The 14,546-nt window shown below is 39.6% G+C and carries 16 protein-coding genes; 10 read left to right on the top strand and 6 right to left on the bottom strand.

The features are described 5' to 3' along the window. Nucleotides 1–43: 43 nt before the first annotated feature. Complete coding sequence (chlG, locus tag HGD76_RS13475; RefSeq protein WP_168696091.1) at nt 44–1,078, top strand: chlorophyll synthase ChlG; 1,035 nt, start codon at nt 44–46, stop codon at nt 1,076–1,078. A gap of 85 nt (nt 1,079–1,163) precedes the next feature. After that, complete coding sequence (locus HGD76_RS13470; protein ID WP_015079849.1) at nt 1,164–1,433, top strand: hypothetical protein; 270 nt, start codon at nt 1,164–1,166, stop codon at nt 1,431–1,433. 388 nt (nt 1,434–1,821) lie between these two features. On the opposite strand, the gene HGD76_RS13465 is transcribed toward HGD76_RS13470, so the two are convergent. Further along, entirely contained in the window at nt 1,822–2,073 is a 252-nt protein-coding gene (locus HGD76_RS13465; RefSeq protein WP_015079850.1) for a DUF8620 family protein, read from the bottom strand. Nucleotides 2,074–2,093: 20 nt separating this feature from the next. Here HGD76_RS13465 and HGD76_RS13460 point away from each other — a divergent pair, with 20 nt between their 5' ends. Beyond that, entirely contained in the window at nt 2,094–2,234 is a 141-nt protein-coding gene (locus HGD76_RS13460; RefSeq protein WP_168694551.1) for a hypothetical protein, read from the top strand. On the opposite strand, the gene HGD76_RS13455 is transcribed toward HGD76_RS13460, so the two are convergent. Further along, nucleotides 2,220–2,651 (bottom strand): tetratricopeptide repeat protein, encoded by a 432-nt coding sequence (locus HGD76_RS13455; protein ID WP_015079851.1) that lies wholly within the window; start codon nt 2,649–2,651, stop codon nt 2,220–2,222. The genes HGD76_RS13460 and HGD76_RS13455 overlap by 15 nt on opposite strands. Before the next feature lie 176 nt (nt 2,652–2,827). Continuing rightward, nucleotides 2,828–3,184 carry an iron-sulfur cluster assembly accessory protein gene (locus tag HGD76_RS13450; protein ID WP_015079852.1) on the bottom strand — a complete coding sequence of 119 codons (357 nt, stop codon included), beginning with the start codon at nt 3,182–3,184 and terminating at the stop codon, nt 2,828–2,830. Between the two features lie 299 nt (nt 3,185–3,483). Between HGD76_RS13450 and HGD76_RS13445 the strand changes: the two genes are divergently transcribed. Together HGD76_RS13445 and HGD76_RS25400 are read left to right on the top strand one after the other, a co-directional pair. Beyond that, the gene (locus HGD76_RS13445) at nt 3,484–5,100 is read left to right on the top strand and encodes a DUF6930 domain-containing protein (protein ID WP_015079853.1); all 1,617 of its coding nucleotides are present in this window, start codon (nt 3,484–3,486) and stop codon (nt 5,098–5,100) included. Nucleotides 5,101–5,471: 371 nt separating this feature from the next. Beyond that, nucleotides 5,472–5,642 (top strand): ribbon-helix-helix domain-containing protein, encoded by a 171-nt coding sequence (locus HGD76_RS25400; RefSeq protein ID WP_015079854.1) that lies wholly within the window; start codon nt 5,472–5,474, stop codon nt 5,640–5,642. On the opposite strand, the gene HGD76_RS13440 is transcribed toward HGD76_RS25400, so the two are convergent. After that, nucleotides 5,558–5,785, bottom strand: coding sequence for a hypothetical protein (locus tag HGD76_RS13440; RefSeq protein WP_168694550.1), 228 nt, complete (start codon nt 5,783–5,785; stop codon nt 5,558–5,560). The genes HGD76_RS25400 and HGD76_RS13440 overlap by 85 nt on opposite strands. Nucleotides 5,786–5,842: 57 nt before the next feature. On the opposite strand from HGD76_RS13440, the gene zds reads away from it, so the two are divergent. Both zds and HGD76_RS13430 read left to right on the top strand, forming a co-directional pair. Next, nucleotides 5,843–7,282, top strand: coding sequence for a 9,9'-di-cis-zeta-carotene desaturase (gene zds / locus HGD76_RS13435; protein WP_168696090.1), 1,440 nt, complete (start codon nt 5,843–5,845; stop codon nt 7,280–7,282). A gap of 200 nt (nt 7,283–7,482) precedes the next feature. Continuing rightward, nucleotides 7,483–7,935 carry an SRPBCC family protein gene (locus HGD76_RS13430; RefSeq protein ID WP_168696089.1) on the top strand — a complete coding sequence of 151 codons (453 nt, stop codon included), beginning with the start codon at nt 7,483–7,485 and terminating at the stop codon, nt 7,933–7,935. Here the strand turns inward: HGD76_RS13430 and HGD76_RS13425 are convergent. Beyond that, entirely contained in the window at nt 7,932–8,876 is a 945-nt protein-coding gene (locus HGD76_RS13425) for an aldo/keto reductase (protein WP_168696088.1), read from the bottom strand. The genes HGD76_RS13430 and HGD76_RS13425 overlap by 4 nt on opposite strands. A gap of 215 nt (nt 8,877–9,091) precedes the next feature. Here HGD76_RS13425 and HGD76_RS13420 point away from each other — a divergent pair, with 215 nt between their 5' ends. From HGD76_RS13420 to HGD76_RS13410, 3 genes are read left to right on the top strand one after another with little or no spacing between them, the layout of a single operon-like run. Then, nucleotides 9,092–10,573 carry a diguanylate cyclase domain-containing protein gene (locus HGD76_RS13420; protein ID WP_168696087.1) on the top strand — a complete coding sequence of 494 codons (1,482 nt, stop codon included), beginning with the start codon at nt 9,092–9,094 and terminating at the stop codon, nt 10,571–10,573. Between the two features lie 42 nt (nt 10,574–10,615). Then, nucleotides 10,616–10,966 (top strand): Hpt domain-containing protein, encoded by a 351-nt coding sequence (locus HGD76_RS13415; protein WP_168696086.1) that lies wholly within the window; start codon nt 10,616–10,618, stop codon nt 10,964–10,966. Beyond that, entirely contained in the window at nt 10,963–11,598 is a 636-nt protein-coding gene (locus tag HGD76_RS13410) for a phosphoribosyltransferase (RefSeq protein ID WP_168652388.1), read from the top strand. The genes HGD76_RS13415 and HGD76_RS13410 overlap by 4 nt, the downstream gene beginning before the upstream one ends. Before the next feature lie 44 nt (nt 11,599–11,642). Here HGD76_RS13410 and pgmB read toward each other — a convergent pair whose 3' ends face one another. Further along, nucleotides 11,643–14,525, bottom strand: coding sequence for a beta-phosphoglucomutase (gene pgmB / locus HGD76_RS13405; RefSeq protein WP_168696085.1), 2,883 nt, complete (start codon nt 14,523–14,525; stop codon nt 11,643–11,645). Between the last annotated feature and the right edge of the window lie 21 nt (nt 14,526–14,546).

Below are 14,546 nucleotides of genomic sequence, written 5' to 3'. Positions count from 1 at the left end.
TTACCTATTACCAATCACCTATTACCAATTACCATTACCCCTTATGTCTGAATCAACTCCCATTGACCCAAATTCTCAGCCGAATGAGGCTATAGAATCAACAAATCCAGAAGTCACAATTGCAGAAGACCGTAATGCGAAAACTCGGCAATTGCTGGGAATGAAAGGTGCAAGTGCTGGGGAAACTTCTATTTGGAAAATTCGCTTGCAATTGATGAAACCGATTACCTGGATTCCCCTAATTTGGGGTGTGGTCTGCGGTGCGGCTTCTTCTGGTAACTACACTTGGACTTTAGAAAATGTTTTGAAGTCTGCCCTTTGTATGTTGCTTTCTGGTCCTTTATTGACTGGTTATACCCAAACCATCAATGATTATTATGACCGAGAAATTGACGCGATTAATGAGCCTTACCGTCCCATACCTTCGGGGAGAATTTCTGAAAAGCAAGTAATTAGCCAATTCGTGCTTTTACTATTATTAGGATGTGGGGTGGCTTATACCTTAGATTTATGGGCAGGTCATCCATTTCCTACTGTTTTAATGTTGTCCGTTTTTGGGACTTTTATCGCCTATATCTATTCTGCACCACCATTGAAATTAAAACAAAATGGTTGGTTAGGAAATTATGCTTTGGGTGCAAGTTACATTGCTTTACCTTGGTGGGCTGGTCATGCTTTATTTGGAGAATTGAATTGGAAAATTGTGATTCTGACTCTATTCTACAGTTTGGCTGGTTTGGGTATTGCCATTGTCAATGATTTTAAGAGTGTGGAAGGCGATCGCCAATTAGGACTACAATCATTACCAGTTATGTTTGGCATCCAAACTGCGGCTTTGATTTGTGTAGTCATGATTGATTTATTTCAAGGTTTGGTGGCAGGTTATTTGGTGAGTATTCACGAGAATTTATATGCAGCAATTCTCGTCTTATTAATCATTCCCCAAATCACTTTCCAAGATATGTATTTTCTCCGTGATCCCATAGCCAATGATGTCAAATATCAAGCCAGCGCCCAACCGTTTTTGGTTTTGGGAATGTTGGTAACAGGTATTGCATTAGGTCACGCTGGCGTTTAATTGAATATATCTTCAGCTAGACGTGAGCAATGAGGAGTTAGGAGTTATATTAATTTCTAACTCCTCACTTATTTTATAAATTGCCATGTTGAATTTTATATCTTTTCTAATTCAGGGAATAAAAGCATTCTTGATTCCGATTTGCTTTATCACATCTTGGACTGTGATGGTTTTGGTATTTTTGAATTTATGGACAGCAACAAAAGAGACTGTTAAAATTGCTCAAGAAATGCACAAAATCCCCTGTCCTAATTGCCAATTTTTTACTAATAATTATCGTCTTAAATGTACAGTAAATCCATACATTGCGAATACAGAAGAAGCAATTGGTTGTCAAGATTATCAATCAAATTAATTGTTATCTCTGGGCTTTCTATTTGTTGTGGATTATTTGTAGGGGTTTAGCAATGCTTACTTGTGTCAACTTAGGCTACAGATACTTCGACCCTTCGACAGGCTCAGGGCATCGCAAGCTCAGTACAAGTGGCTTATTTGTTTGGCTTCCACACCCACCAGGGAATAAATTCCCTGTCTAATAGATCAAGTCCGTTAAAACGGACTAATACATTTTCCTAGTATTCAGTCATCTTTAGATGACTTGCGCTATTAGACAGGGAATATGGCTTACGCCACGCTGCGCTATCATTCCCAGTCGGGCTATGGGTTGTACGTTAAGTTGACACCAATGAGCATTGCTAAACCCTTTCAGACGATTAATCCAGCTATTTGAAAATGAGTAAAATTCAAGACAACTCATTTTTGGTCAGCTTCTTCGATACCCAGCTAATAATGCCACTAAATAGCGCACCACCCATCAATATACCAATAGCAGGATTAAATACTGGCATCCAGAGTTTGTGCCACAAATCTAAACCTAAATTGATTCCCGAAGCATCACCAATCACGGCTATAACAAGCCACGCAAAACCCAAAATCACTAAAAAAACATCAGCGACTAAGATTAAGTTGAGCCAGTTTAATAATTTGTCTTTCATTTTGATTGGTCAATTGTCAGTTGTCAGTAGGGGCGAAGCATTTGGAAGATAAATTATCGGTCATTGCCAAAAATAGTTCTCCAAATGCTTCGCCCGTACAGTTGTCAGTTGTTAATTGGAAGTATCTTCTCCCTGTTCCCTGTTCCCTATTTTTCAAATAACCATTTTTTGACTTTGGCTAAGTTTTTCCAATCAGGTTTTCTGGTTAAACCATCTTCAATGCTATTTTTAACTTCTTCCTGCCATTCTTCATTGACAAATATCAATTGTTGTGCAAAATCAATGTGTTCCCGTAAACCTTTTTGACCTGTTTCTAACATAGCTAAAGCCAGATTAATTCTTCCTTGCGGATCTTGGGGATTGAGTTTCACAGCTTTATTAGCAGCGTTGAAAGCCAATTTACCTTTATTATCAAGAAGATATAACCAAGCGAGACAAACCCAGGCTGAACTGGCTTTAGGAGAGCGATCGCATACCTCTTTAAATACAGGAATCAGTGACTCTACAGATTCTCCAGCCTTGTAGCGTTCTAAACCTTTATCAAATAGGGAATCAACGGAATCAATTGTATTAGTCATTTGTTCTTAGTCAGTGGTCAGTTGTCAGTTGTTCTTAGTCAGTGGTCAGTTGTCAGTTGTTAATTGACTTCTGACTTCTGACTCCTAACTTATCAAAAAATATGCTGAAAACCTCGGAATTGATACCTGAAAATTCCAAAAAATTTTAGGTGTCAATGTCTTTAGACCGGGGAGTGTCAAACGCCGAAAGACTTACCGCAACCACAAGTTTGGGCAGCATTGGGGTTAGTAAATTGGAAACCACCACCAATCATGGCATCACTATAATCGAGCATTAAGCCGTAAAGATAAAGGAGACTTTTGCGATCGCTGATAATTTTGAAGCCATCATAATCAAAAACCTCATCATCAGGGTTAATCTTGCTGACATCCTCAAAATCCATCATATAAGACATTCCCGAACAACCACCTTGTCTAACTCCCACCCGTAAGCATAGATCTTGCCCTTGCTTATCTTGAAGAGACTTAACCTGACGCAATGCAGATTCAGATAATAGAATTCCCCGTTGTTGAGTTTGAGTTGCTTGTGTCATAAATTCTTAACTCCTGAACTAGTTTTATCAATACCCCATCAGGCATTCTCGTACCTCTGGGCTGCTATGAATGTTTTTGTATTCATTTTAGCGACATTCCGACGGCAAAAAAGCATAAGAAGATGGGAAGATGGAAAGATAGGAGAAAATTTTAGAATAATCCCTTTTTGTGTCAACTGTTGCTGTGTTTATTAGCAACCTCAGATTTTTATTCTAGAATTGAGGGGTTCGGTGTGTTGAAAGATTAACCATTCCCAAGACTCTAATTTTCAATCGCTTTGTTTTGATTCACTTACTCTATGACAAGTTTTAATCGCTCTACCAGTCGTCGGTTGCAGAAATTACCCCAGATTCCTTCTGTATGGGAGGGCGATCGCCGTCCATTGTCATCACCACACACCCCCTTTACAGACCCAGATGCCAAAGGAGATTGTATTCTTTGGGTAGATGCCTCAGAAGGCATTGTGAGAAGCATGGACATGGTAGATCCCGCCCTGGGACCAGAAGCCATTGTGCGTACCCTCATGCAGGCAATAGAACATCCCCAAAGTCCAGCCAAACCCGGTAGACCGCAAAGAATAGTTGTCCGCGACCGGGAAATTCAATTTTACCTGCGCGGAGTCTTGCAAGACTTAGATATTGCCATTGACTACGTACCAGAATTACCCATAATTGACGAACTATTTCGTTCTTTTGCCGAAGTCATTGATAGCCAAATTCCCGATTTACCACCCAAATACGCCCAACTCCTCCATGATAAAGCCTTAGAAGTTTGGCAATCTGCCCCTTGGAGATTTTTAGAAGAACAGCAAATTTTATCCATAGAGATTAATCAATGGGATGTAGAGAAACTCTATGCCTCAGTCATGGGAATGCTAGGAATTGAATATGGAATTTTGTTTTATCGTTCGGAAGATTCCCTCAAGCGGTTTCGGGCTGCTGTTTTAGCTGATGAAGATGAACTTCAGCAAGATTTAGAAGAAGCCTTCCTCAAACAAGATTGTTTATTTCTCACCTTTGATTCCTTGCACGAAAACGAAGATGATGATCTAGGAAATTTGGCACAAATGCCACTTTCAGAAATTGAACCTACCTTCGGAAATATTCATCCCCTAGAAGGATTACGTTCCGTTTTGTATGAAGAAGAAGCACTACTAACTTTTGTTGCTGTAGAAAGTTTATTGCGGTTTCTGCATGACCACCATCGGCAATTATACGACGAAGATTTTCTTACCCTGAGTCAACGTTATCGAATTTCCCTACCAGAAACCGACAAAAGGCGTAAATCTTTAACTGTCACCGTTTCTACTATGCCAGAATTGACAGCAGAATTAGAAGAAATGGCTGGTTTTGATTTAGATGACGAAGATGATGAAGATGAAGATGATTCCATCTTTGAAGCCCTCAGAGACGACTTAATCCCTGAAGATGCTTTCATGAGTTTGGGAGTATTACCCTGGGAAACATTAAATTACCTGCGTCAAGCGCCTAATTACCAAGCAGCAGGGGAATTTGAACTAAAAGGGGACGGTTTACCTGTAATTGTCATTCAAACCTCTCGCCCTAAAGCTAAAGGAATTATTGAAAATATTCAAGCTGCTGGAGGATTAAACGCCATCTGTTTTCATACGGTAACCGATCCTGTGGATGATGATCTCTATGACTTAGGTTTATTGCAAACACATAATAATGAATTATTTTTGTTTGGGCAATTTTTAGATGATGATCCAGTTCACATAGAAGCTAAGAAAAAATGGCATCAGCGGTGTAAAAATACCAAAGGCCATTGCGGTTTAATTATTGCCAAAGGATTGACCGGGACTGCTCGTGGTAATCCTCAATTACGAGATATGATGGCTCTATTAGAAGCTAATGTACTTTCCTCGGAAGAATTAAACTTAGAAACACTTGACTAAAAAAATAGATATACCTAAAATTTATGAATTAAATTACAGGATATCTAATACCAACTTGATGAGAGGCTGCACAGAATCATAAAATCCATGAATTCATCCGTCTTTATCCGCGGTCAATAATTCTAGAAATCTGATTCAATACAGCTTCATCTTAAATTGGTATAAAATACACTCATGGTGCAAATCTCCAGAAATTTCCCGTATTCAAGCAAAATCATCGCAAAAAAAATTTTGGTAGGTAGTTGACAAACTGAAAATTTTAAATAAGATTAGTGTTTTTGTTACCTTGTTAATTCCGACTAACTTTCATAGTATCATTTTTGTTTTGAGTGACCGAACTTTCTAAATCAAGTTAATATACAGCAAAGTGCATGATAATGACAAATAAAAAATGGGCAGTTAAACGCATAACAGTTAATCTCGCAACACAAGAAGCAGAGAAACTAGAAAAATATTGTCAACAGACAGGTAGACCAGCAACAGATGTAATTCGGGAACTGATTAGAAGTTTACCCCAGGGGGAAGAAGTGGCCGGAGGGTGATAGAGGGCAGGGAAGCAGGGGGCAGGGGAGAGAAATATTCTTTTGCAACTGACAACTGGCAACTGTACAAGCGAAGCATTTGGAGAACTATTTTTGGCAATGACCGATAATTTATCTTCCAAATGCTTCGCCCCTACTGACAACTAACCAGTCACCAATTCAGTTACAATTTGTAAAGAAACTGAACAAGGAACGAGGGAATGCGCGTTGCAATTGTGGGTGCGGGATTAGCTGGGTTAGCAACTGCTGTAGATTTAGTAGATGCGGGCTGTGAGGTAGAAATTTTCGAGTCTCGTCCGTTTGTGGGTGGTAAAGTCAGCAGTTGGGTAGATGGTGACGGCAATCATATTGAAATGGGGCTGCACGTCTTTTTCGGCTGCTACTACAATCTGTTTGCATTGATGGAGAAAGTGGGGGCTGGGGATAATTTACGCCTCAAAGAACATAGTCATACTTTTATCAATAAAGGTGGACAAACTGGGGCGTTAGATTTTCGCTTTTTTACTGGTGCGCCTTTTAACGGATTAAAGGCGTTTTTTACTACTTCCCAACTTTCATTACGGGATAAATTCCAAAATGCGATCGCTCTGGGAACTAGCCCCATAGTTCAAGGTTTGGTAGACTTTGATGGGGCAATGAAAACTATTCGCAAATTAGATAAAATCAGTTTTTCTGACTGGTTCTATAGTCACGGTGGTAGTAAAGGTAGCATTAAACGTCTCTGGAATCCTATTGCTTACGCCCTGGGATTTATAGATTGTGATCATATTTCCGCCCGATGTATGTTGACAATTTTCCAGTTTTTTGCAGTCAGAACAGAAGCTTCAATTCTGCGAATGCTGGAAGGTTCACCTCACGAATATTTACACAAACCTATTGTTAAATACTTGGAAGAAAGAGGCACAAAAATATACACCCGTCGTCAAGTCCGAGAAATTCAGTTTGCTGAGTCTGGCGACGAAACTCACGTTACTGGTATATTAGTTGCCCAAGGTGACACAGAAGCAGTAATTACCGCTGACGCTTATCTTTGTGCTTGTGATGTTCCAGGGATTCAGCGAGTTTTACCCCAACCTTGGCGGAAATGGCCAGAATTTGATAACATTTATAAGTTAGATGCTGTTCCAGTCGCTACAGTGCAGCTACGCTTTGATGGTTGGGTGACAGAACTGGGAGATGAGGAAAAACGCAAACAGCTAAATCATGCGACTGGGATAGATAATTTGTTGTATACCGCTGATGCTGATTTTTCCTGTTTTGCGGATTTGGCTTTAACTAGTCCCGCAGATTATTATCGTCCTGGGGAGGGTTCATTGTTGCAACTGGTATTGACACCGGGTGATCCTTTTATTAAGCAAAATAATGAAGAAATTGCTCACCACGTCCTTAAACAAGTGCATGAACTGTTCCCTTCGTCAAGAGATTTAAACATGACTTGGTACAATGTGGTTAAATTGGCTCAATCTTTGTATAGAGAAGCACCAGGAATGGATGCGTACCGTCCCGATCAAAAAACACCTATTCCTAACTTTTTCCTAGCTGGGAGTTATACTCAACAAGATTATATTGACAGCATGGAAGGGGCAACGGTTTCTGGAAACCGTGCGGCTAAGGTAATTCTCGAAAGTTTGAAGAAGTAGGGACTGGGGACAGGTGACAGGTGACAGGTGACAGGTGACAGGTGACAGGTGACAGGTGACAGTTAAGAGGGAATAAGTAAAAGTTTACCAATTACCAATTACCAATTACCAATCACCCATTACCAATTACCAATTACCAATTACCAATCACCCATTACCAATTACCAATCTAAAATCTAAAATCTAAAATCTAAAATCCTATGAGTGAATGGTTAGAACATAGTGTCCAGGTAGAAGTTGAAGTTCCCATAGAATTAGCATGGGGATTGTGGTCTGATTTAGAGCAAATGCCTAAATGGATGAAATGGATTGATTCAGTCAAAATTACTGAATATAACCCGGAAATTTCTCTATGGAAACTGAGTACAGGAGGGTTAGATTTTACGTGGAAATCTCGAATTACCAAAATAATTCCTTATCAAATTATTCAATGGGAATCGGTTGATGGTTTACCAAATCAAGGAGCAATTCGCTTTTATGATCGTCATGATCTTAGTATTGTGAAAATGACGGTTTCCTATGCTATTCCTGGCTTGATTGGTAAACTTATGGATAATTTGTTTTTAGGAAAGGTGGTGGAGTCCACAATTCAAGCGGATTTGGAACGGTTTAAACTATACGCTTTGAATGTCCAAGATATGAGTTTGCTTTAATGTAACCAAGGACGAGTGATTTTCTCTAATTCAGCAATTTCATCTTGAGTCATTTTCCAACCTAAAGCCCCTGCATTTTGTTTAACTTGTTCAGCGGTTTTGACTCCAGCAATGGGAATGACATTACCTTGGGCTATTAACCAATTTAAGGATACTTGGGCAGGAGTGCGATCGTATTTTTCACCAATTTCTCGTAATAGAGATAAAACAGGGGCGATTTTATTTAAACCATCTTGACTAAATCGCGGATCTATGCTTCTTGCACCTTGAGGCTTATAAGAGGGCGTATACTTACCTGTGAGCAATCCTTGAGCTAGGGGACTATAAGCTAAAATAGTTACACCTAAATCACGGGCTGTTTGGGAAATACCTTTACCTTCTATTTGGCGCGTTAGTAGAGAATAACGTACCTGATTTACAGCCAAAGGTACGCCCCTAGCGGCTAATATCTGGTGTGCTTCTCGCATTTGGTCTGCTGAATAGTTACTCACACCTACTGCGCCGATTCTCCCCCGTTTCACTTCATCTGCGAGGGTATTCATGAGAGTTTCTTGAGTCAAAAAGAAAGCAAAAGGCCAATGAACTTGGTATAATTCAATTTTCTCAACTTGGAGACGTTGGAGACTAGCCGTTAAAGCGTCAGATATAGATTTACCATCCCAACGCCAAGGTAAAGGGCCAAACTTCGTGGCAATTTGTACCTTTTGGGAGCTTTGTTTCATGAACTTTCCTAAAAACTGTTCCGAAAGTCCTAAACTGTAAACTTCTGCTGTATCAAAGAAGGTGATACCAGCATCTAAAGCTGCATTAAAAGCCGCTTGTAACTGTTCTTCACCATAGCCGTTGCCATAATTCCAAAATACTTTATCACCCCAAGCCCATGTACCGATACAAAGAGGGGGAACAGCTAGACCATTTTTTCCTAATGTGATGGTTTCCATTTTGGTAAAATTGATTATATTTACAAAAAAAAGGGAAGAGGGAACAGAAAAATCAGTTGTGTGATTAATTCTGTCCCATTACTTATTTTGACCATGTTTCGGCTAAGATCATTGCCAATTGGATTGAGTATTATGTCTGTTTTGATTCTGGGGCTACTCAACTCAAGTCATAATGTGTGTATAGTTTCAGTTCAAGTTCAGCAAGGAAATTATAGATGGTGACTTCCTCTATTCACATAAACAACACATTAGTATTAATTGTAGATGATGACTTAGTTATACAAATGCAATTACGTTATGCGATGGAAAAAGAGGGATATCAAGTGATGGTAGCAGGTAATGGCAAAATTGCCCTAAATATTGTCATGACTTTACAGCCAGATATCGTGCTTCTAGATGCAATAATGCCAGTAATGGATGGTTTTACTTGCTGCGATCAGCTACACACATTTGATCCTAACATTCCTGTATTAATGATTACAGGACTAAATGACCAAGATTCCGTAGATAAAGCATTTTCTGTTGGTGCTGCTGACTATATTACTAAACCGATTCACTGGGCAGTTTTAAGACAAAGAGTCCGCCGCTTGCTCCAAATGCACTGGACTATGAAAGAATTACAGTATAAGATTGAACAAGAGCAGCTAATCGCTAAAATTACCCAAAAAATCCGCACATCTTTAAACTTAGAACTAATTCTGAGTACAACTGCTATCGAAGTCCGTAAATTATTAAAAACTGATCGTGTCATTGTCTATCGGTTTCATCCAGATGGGAGTGGATATGTCATAGTTGAATCTGTAGCCGCTGAATGGGATTCTATGTTAGGAAGAGTATTTCAAGATACTTACTTTTCTGATCAATGTGGTTACGACTATCGGCAAAGTAATATTTATGTGATCGAAGATATTGATAATGCTGGGCTTTCCCAATGTCATATTGATTTACTGAGTCAATTACAAGCGAAAGCCAATTTAGTTGTCCCCATTCAACAGGAAAACAGTATTTGGGGATTATTGGTAGTTTATGAATGTTCTCAACCACGCAGATGGGCTAAATCGGATATTGATTTGCTAACACAACTAACAAATCCATTAGTCATGGCTATTCAGCAAGCAGAACTATATCAACAATTAGAAGCAGCTAACCAGAAATTACAACAACTAGCAACTATAGATGGTTTGACTCAAATTCCTAATCGTCGCTCCTTTGATGAAGTTTTAGAGCGAGAATGGCAACGCTTAGAAAGAGAAAGAGCGCCTTTATCTTTGATTCTTTGTGATATAGACTTTTTCAAGAATTATAATGATACTTATGGACATCAATCTGGAGATGAATGTTTAAAAGAAGTTGCTCAAATTCTGTATCAAATAGCCCAACGTCCCGGAGATTTAGCCGCTCGTTATGGTGGTGAAGAATTTGCTTTAGTTTTACCGCATACAGATATAGCTGGGGCAATTTGTATTGCAGAAATAATTCTCTCATCTATCCGCAGTAAGGGTTTGATTCATAAAAGTTCTCAAATTAGTTCATACCTGACCCTGAGTCTGGGGATTGCGACTATTATTCCTCAAGCCAGCGGTTGTGCAAAATTTCTCATTACTAAGGCAGATGAAGCTCTTTATCGGGCAAAAGAAACAGGACGCAATCGCTACGTTATTTATCATTCAGAGGGAATAGAAAAAACTCCTGTTTAATGGCAATTGCCACAATATAAAATCAAAATATTAAAGTTTACAATGTCTTCAATAGATACTCAGGTTTTAGAATCCTTACTGGATATGCTAGAAGGTGATCAGGAAGTTTTGGTGAAAATAATCAACTGTTATCTGGTGGAATCTCCGAAAATTGTCGCTGCGATTCAAATAGCTGTCACCAATGAAGACGCTGATACCCTCGACAAAACAGCCCACAGCTTAAAGTCTAGCAGTGCCTCTTTGGGAGCGATGAATCTCCATCAGCTTTGTTTAGAGTTAGAATCAAAAGGGAAGAGTGGCAATCTAGAAGGGGTTGTAGAATTGGTGTCACAGTTGGTTAATGAGTATGCACAAGTTGAAATTGCTTTCAAGAAAATAGTGAAAGTCTCATGAGCAAAAAATTCTCTAACCGCATTCAAGCTGGTCAAATGTTAGCTCAACATTTACAAGCATATAGTAACCTTGAGGATGTCTTGGTACTAGCTTTGCCTCGTGGTGGTGTCCCTGTAGCCTTTGAAGTTGCTAAAATTTTGAATGCGGCCATGGATGTGTGCATAGTCAGAAAACTCGGTGTACCTGGACACAAAGAACTGGCTATGGGGGCAATTGCTTCGGAAAATATTATTGTTTTCAACCGAGATATAATTGATTCATTGGGAATAGATCAAGAAAAAATTACCCAAGTTGTTAACCAGGAATTGCGAGAATTAAAGCGCCGGAATCAGGTTTATCGCGGTGATAAACCAGCAATTAATCTGAAAAATAAAACGGTTATTGTCATAGATGATGGGATTGCTACTGGTGCAACCATGCGGGTTGCCCTCACTATTATCCACCAACAACAGCCGACGAAAATTATTGTGGCTGTTCCAGTTGCACCCCTAAATACTTGTGAAGAATTGCGTTTAGAAGTGGATGATGTAGTTTGTTTGCAATGTCCAGAAGTCATGTCTGCAATTGGTTTATGGTACGACGATTTTAGCCAAACTACAGATAACGAAGTTCGCGCACTTTTAGGGAATTAACATCTCCCAACCGCTCACTCTCTAAGATTCTGCGCCTCTGCGTGTTAGCGAAGCGGGGCGAAGCTTGATAAATTCTTAATTAGTTCCTCCCATTTTACCCCTGCCAAACTAGGCAAAACGACATCAGCAGCCCCCACCCTCTCCTGGGGTCCCAAGCCTACAGCCCACATATTTGCTGCTTTGGCGGCGATAATACCGACTGCGGCATCTTCAAATACTACACATTCATTTGGGGGAATTCCTAACTGGTTGGCAGCATGAAGAAATAAGTCTGGTGCTGGTTTGGCGGCTTGGACAGTATCACCATCAGTAATAACATCTAATTTACCACCAATCCCCAATTTTTCAATCACTAGCCGGGCATTTTTACTAGCAGAACCAATGGCGATTTTGATTCCAGCTTGACGCAATTCATCCAATAAGGCCACTGCCCCTGGTAATAAATCTGTGGGTGTAATATTGTGAATTAGTTCTACATAATAATCATTTTTTCGAGACATCATTTCCTGAATTTGCACTTCTGAATATTCTCTATTGCCAATAATCAATATCAGAGAAGCGCGACGAGATACACCCCGCAAGGCTTCATTCATTTCTCGATTAAAAGGTAAACCCTCTTCATTTGCTAACTTTTGCCAAGCTTGATAATGATATTCTGCGGTATTAGTCAATACGCCATCTAAGTCAAAAATCACGCCCTGAATATTAGGCTTTCTCGTTTTTGGTAATTCCTGACGCAAATCGAATTCGTGCCATTTACCATGCCACTGTAACTTAAATTTCAGTCTTGTCCAAGTTGGGGGTAAGTGAGGATGGGCTACGGGGACATTTTCCCGAAATTGGATACCGCCAAAACCGAATATTACAGCTTGCCAAATGCCTCCAGCACTAGCACCATGTATCCCATCTTGGGTATTTCCGCGTTTATCTTCTAAATCTACCATTGCCGCCTGCATAAAGTATTCGTAAGCCTCCTGTGATTTGCCCAAATCTGCGGCTAAAATGGCGTGAATAGCCGGACCCAAGGAAGAACCATAACTAATATCTGTGCGGGGGGCGTAATAGTCCCAATTTACCTGTAATGTTTGCTGATTATAGGGAAAATCGGCAGATTCCCGCATCAAATATAGAAGCATTAATACATCTGGTTGTTTAATGACTTGTCCTTTGTTGGTTTCTTCCATGCCCAAAATAATTTGGATTGATTTTTCTCGCGGTTCGTATTTGGCTAAGTTAATATCATCTAGTTGGAAAAACCCCTCACATTGCTCAATTAGTCCGGTTTCTGGGTTGTGGATAATGAGCATTTTAGCGATAATTTCTGTCCAATGATTGAGGACTTGGGAGGTAATTTGTAATTTATGTTCAAGTTTTATGGCTACTTCTGGAAAGGTGGAATGCAGCCAGTTATAGATGATTAAGGCTTTTTCTAAATGCCATTGTACCATCCGATTTGTAAAGCAGTTGTTATGAACTAATTCGTGATATTCATCTGCACCAATAACTCCGCGAATTTCATAACATTCTAATTGGGGATTAAATTCAACTCGACTACTCCAAAAAATTGCGGTATCTAAAATAATTTCTGCACCATAATCTCGCATCCATTCATCATCTTCTGTAACTTGCCAATAATACCAAATGGCGTAAGTAATATCCGCACTAATATGAATTTCTCGATCACGACACCATATACGAATATCTTCGGCATAAAAATCACTCCGTAGTGACCAGCGTGGTGTCGCTTCATCCCCTGTCACCGCACTTTCCCAGGCAAACATCGCCCCCTGATAGCCATAATGTGCCGCTTTGCGTCGCGCCCCTGGTAAGGTGTGATAACGGTAACTGAGCAAATTCCGGGCTAAATTTGGTTGGGTAAAGGTAAAAAATGGCAGAATAAAAATTTCCGTATCCCAAAAGATATGTCCGTGATAACCAAAGCCAGATAGGGTTTTCGCCGGGATACTTATGTGATTATTGTTTCTAAGTGCAGCAATTAGTAACTGAAACAGATTGTAACGCACTGCAAAAGCTGCTGTGATATCTCCTTCAATGATAATATCACTTTGTTGCCAAACTTGCTCCCAGGCTTGGGCATGGGCATCAATTAAGGTTATATAATCTGGTATATTTACGAGCTTTTCTTTAGCGGCTACAACTGGTTCTGCAATTTCGTTAGATGTAAAAATACTGACAATCTTTACTATGGTGATTGTCTGTTGGATTTGACCGGCAACGGTTGCATTTAAGCTGGGATAACCAGGTGTGGTATTAATTTGTAAGTCTATGTCAGTTCCCGAAATAGTTATTTTTGCCGCTATACCGACATCTATGCGGCTGTTGCGAGTGCGACTATGTAACCAGAATCCTTGTGTGATTTTACCTTGATCTAATCCTTCCCAATGGTTGAATCCTTGATTTTCCGAGTAGCTGTTAATACTGGCTTGAATTTCAATTAAACCATCAAAATTTACTGGTGTTAGTTGGCAACGTTGCCCGACTATATGCCGATCTGCTAAACTGGCAAAGCGTTCAAAATGGATATCTATTGCTTTACCATTGGGACTACACCAACGTAAACACCGGCTGAGAATGCCATGATGTAAGTCTAGTTTCCGGTTATATTTTAATATTGTACCTTGATCAAGGCGAAAGCGTTCTCCCTCAATAATAACTGTCAATGGTAGCCAATCTGGACAGTTTACGAGTTCGGTATAAACTACAGGAACATCATCATAAACTCCGTTAATAAATGTTGCTGATAATGCGCGGGGATAGCCTTCTTCAAATGTTCCTCTTGTCCCTAAATAGCCATTACCAATGGTGAAAATAGTTTCTCGGCTATGCAAATATTCAGGATTAAACTTGGTTTCATTTAATATCCAGTCTGTATAGATAAGGTTGCGAAAATGGTCTTTTTTATCCATGATAATAGATTAGGTATTTTT

Source organism: Dolichospermum flos-aquae CCAP 1403/13F (genome assembly GCF_012516395.1).
GTDB lineage: Bacteria > Cyanobacteriota > Cyanobacteriia > Cyanobacteriales > Nostocaceae > Dolichospermum > Dolichospermum lemmermannii.
Note: the sequence above shows the minus strand (reverse complement) of the source record. Positions and strands in the feature narration are given on the sequence as shown.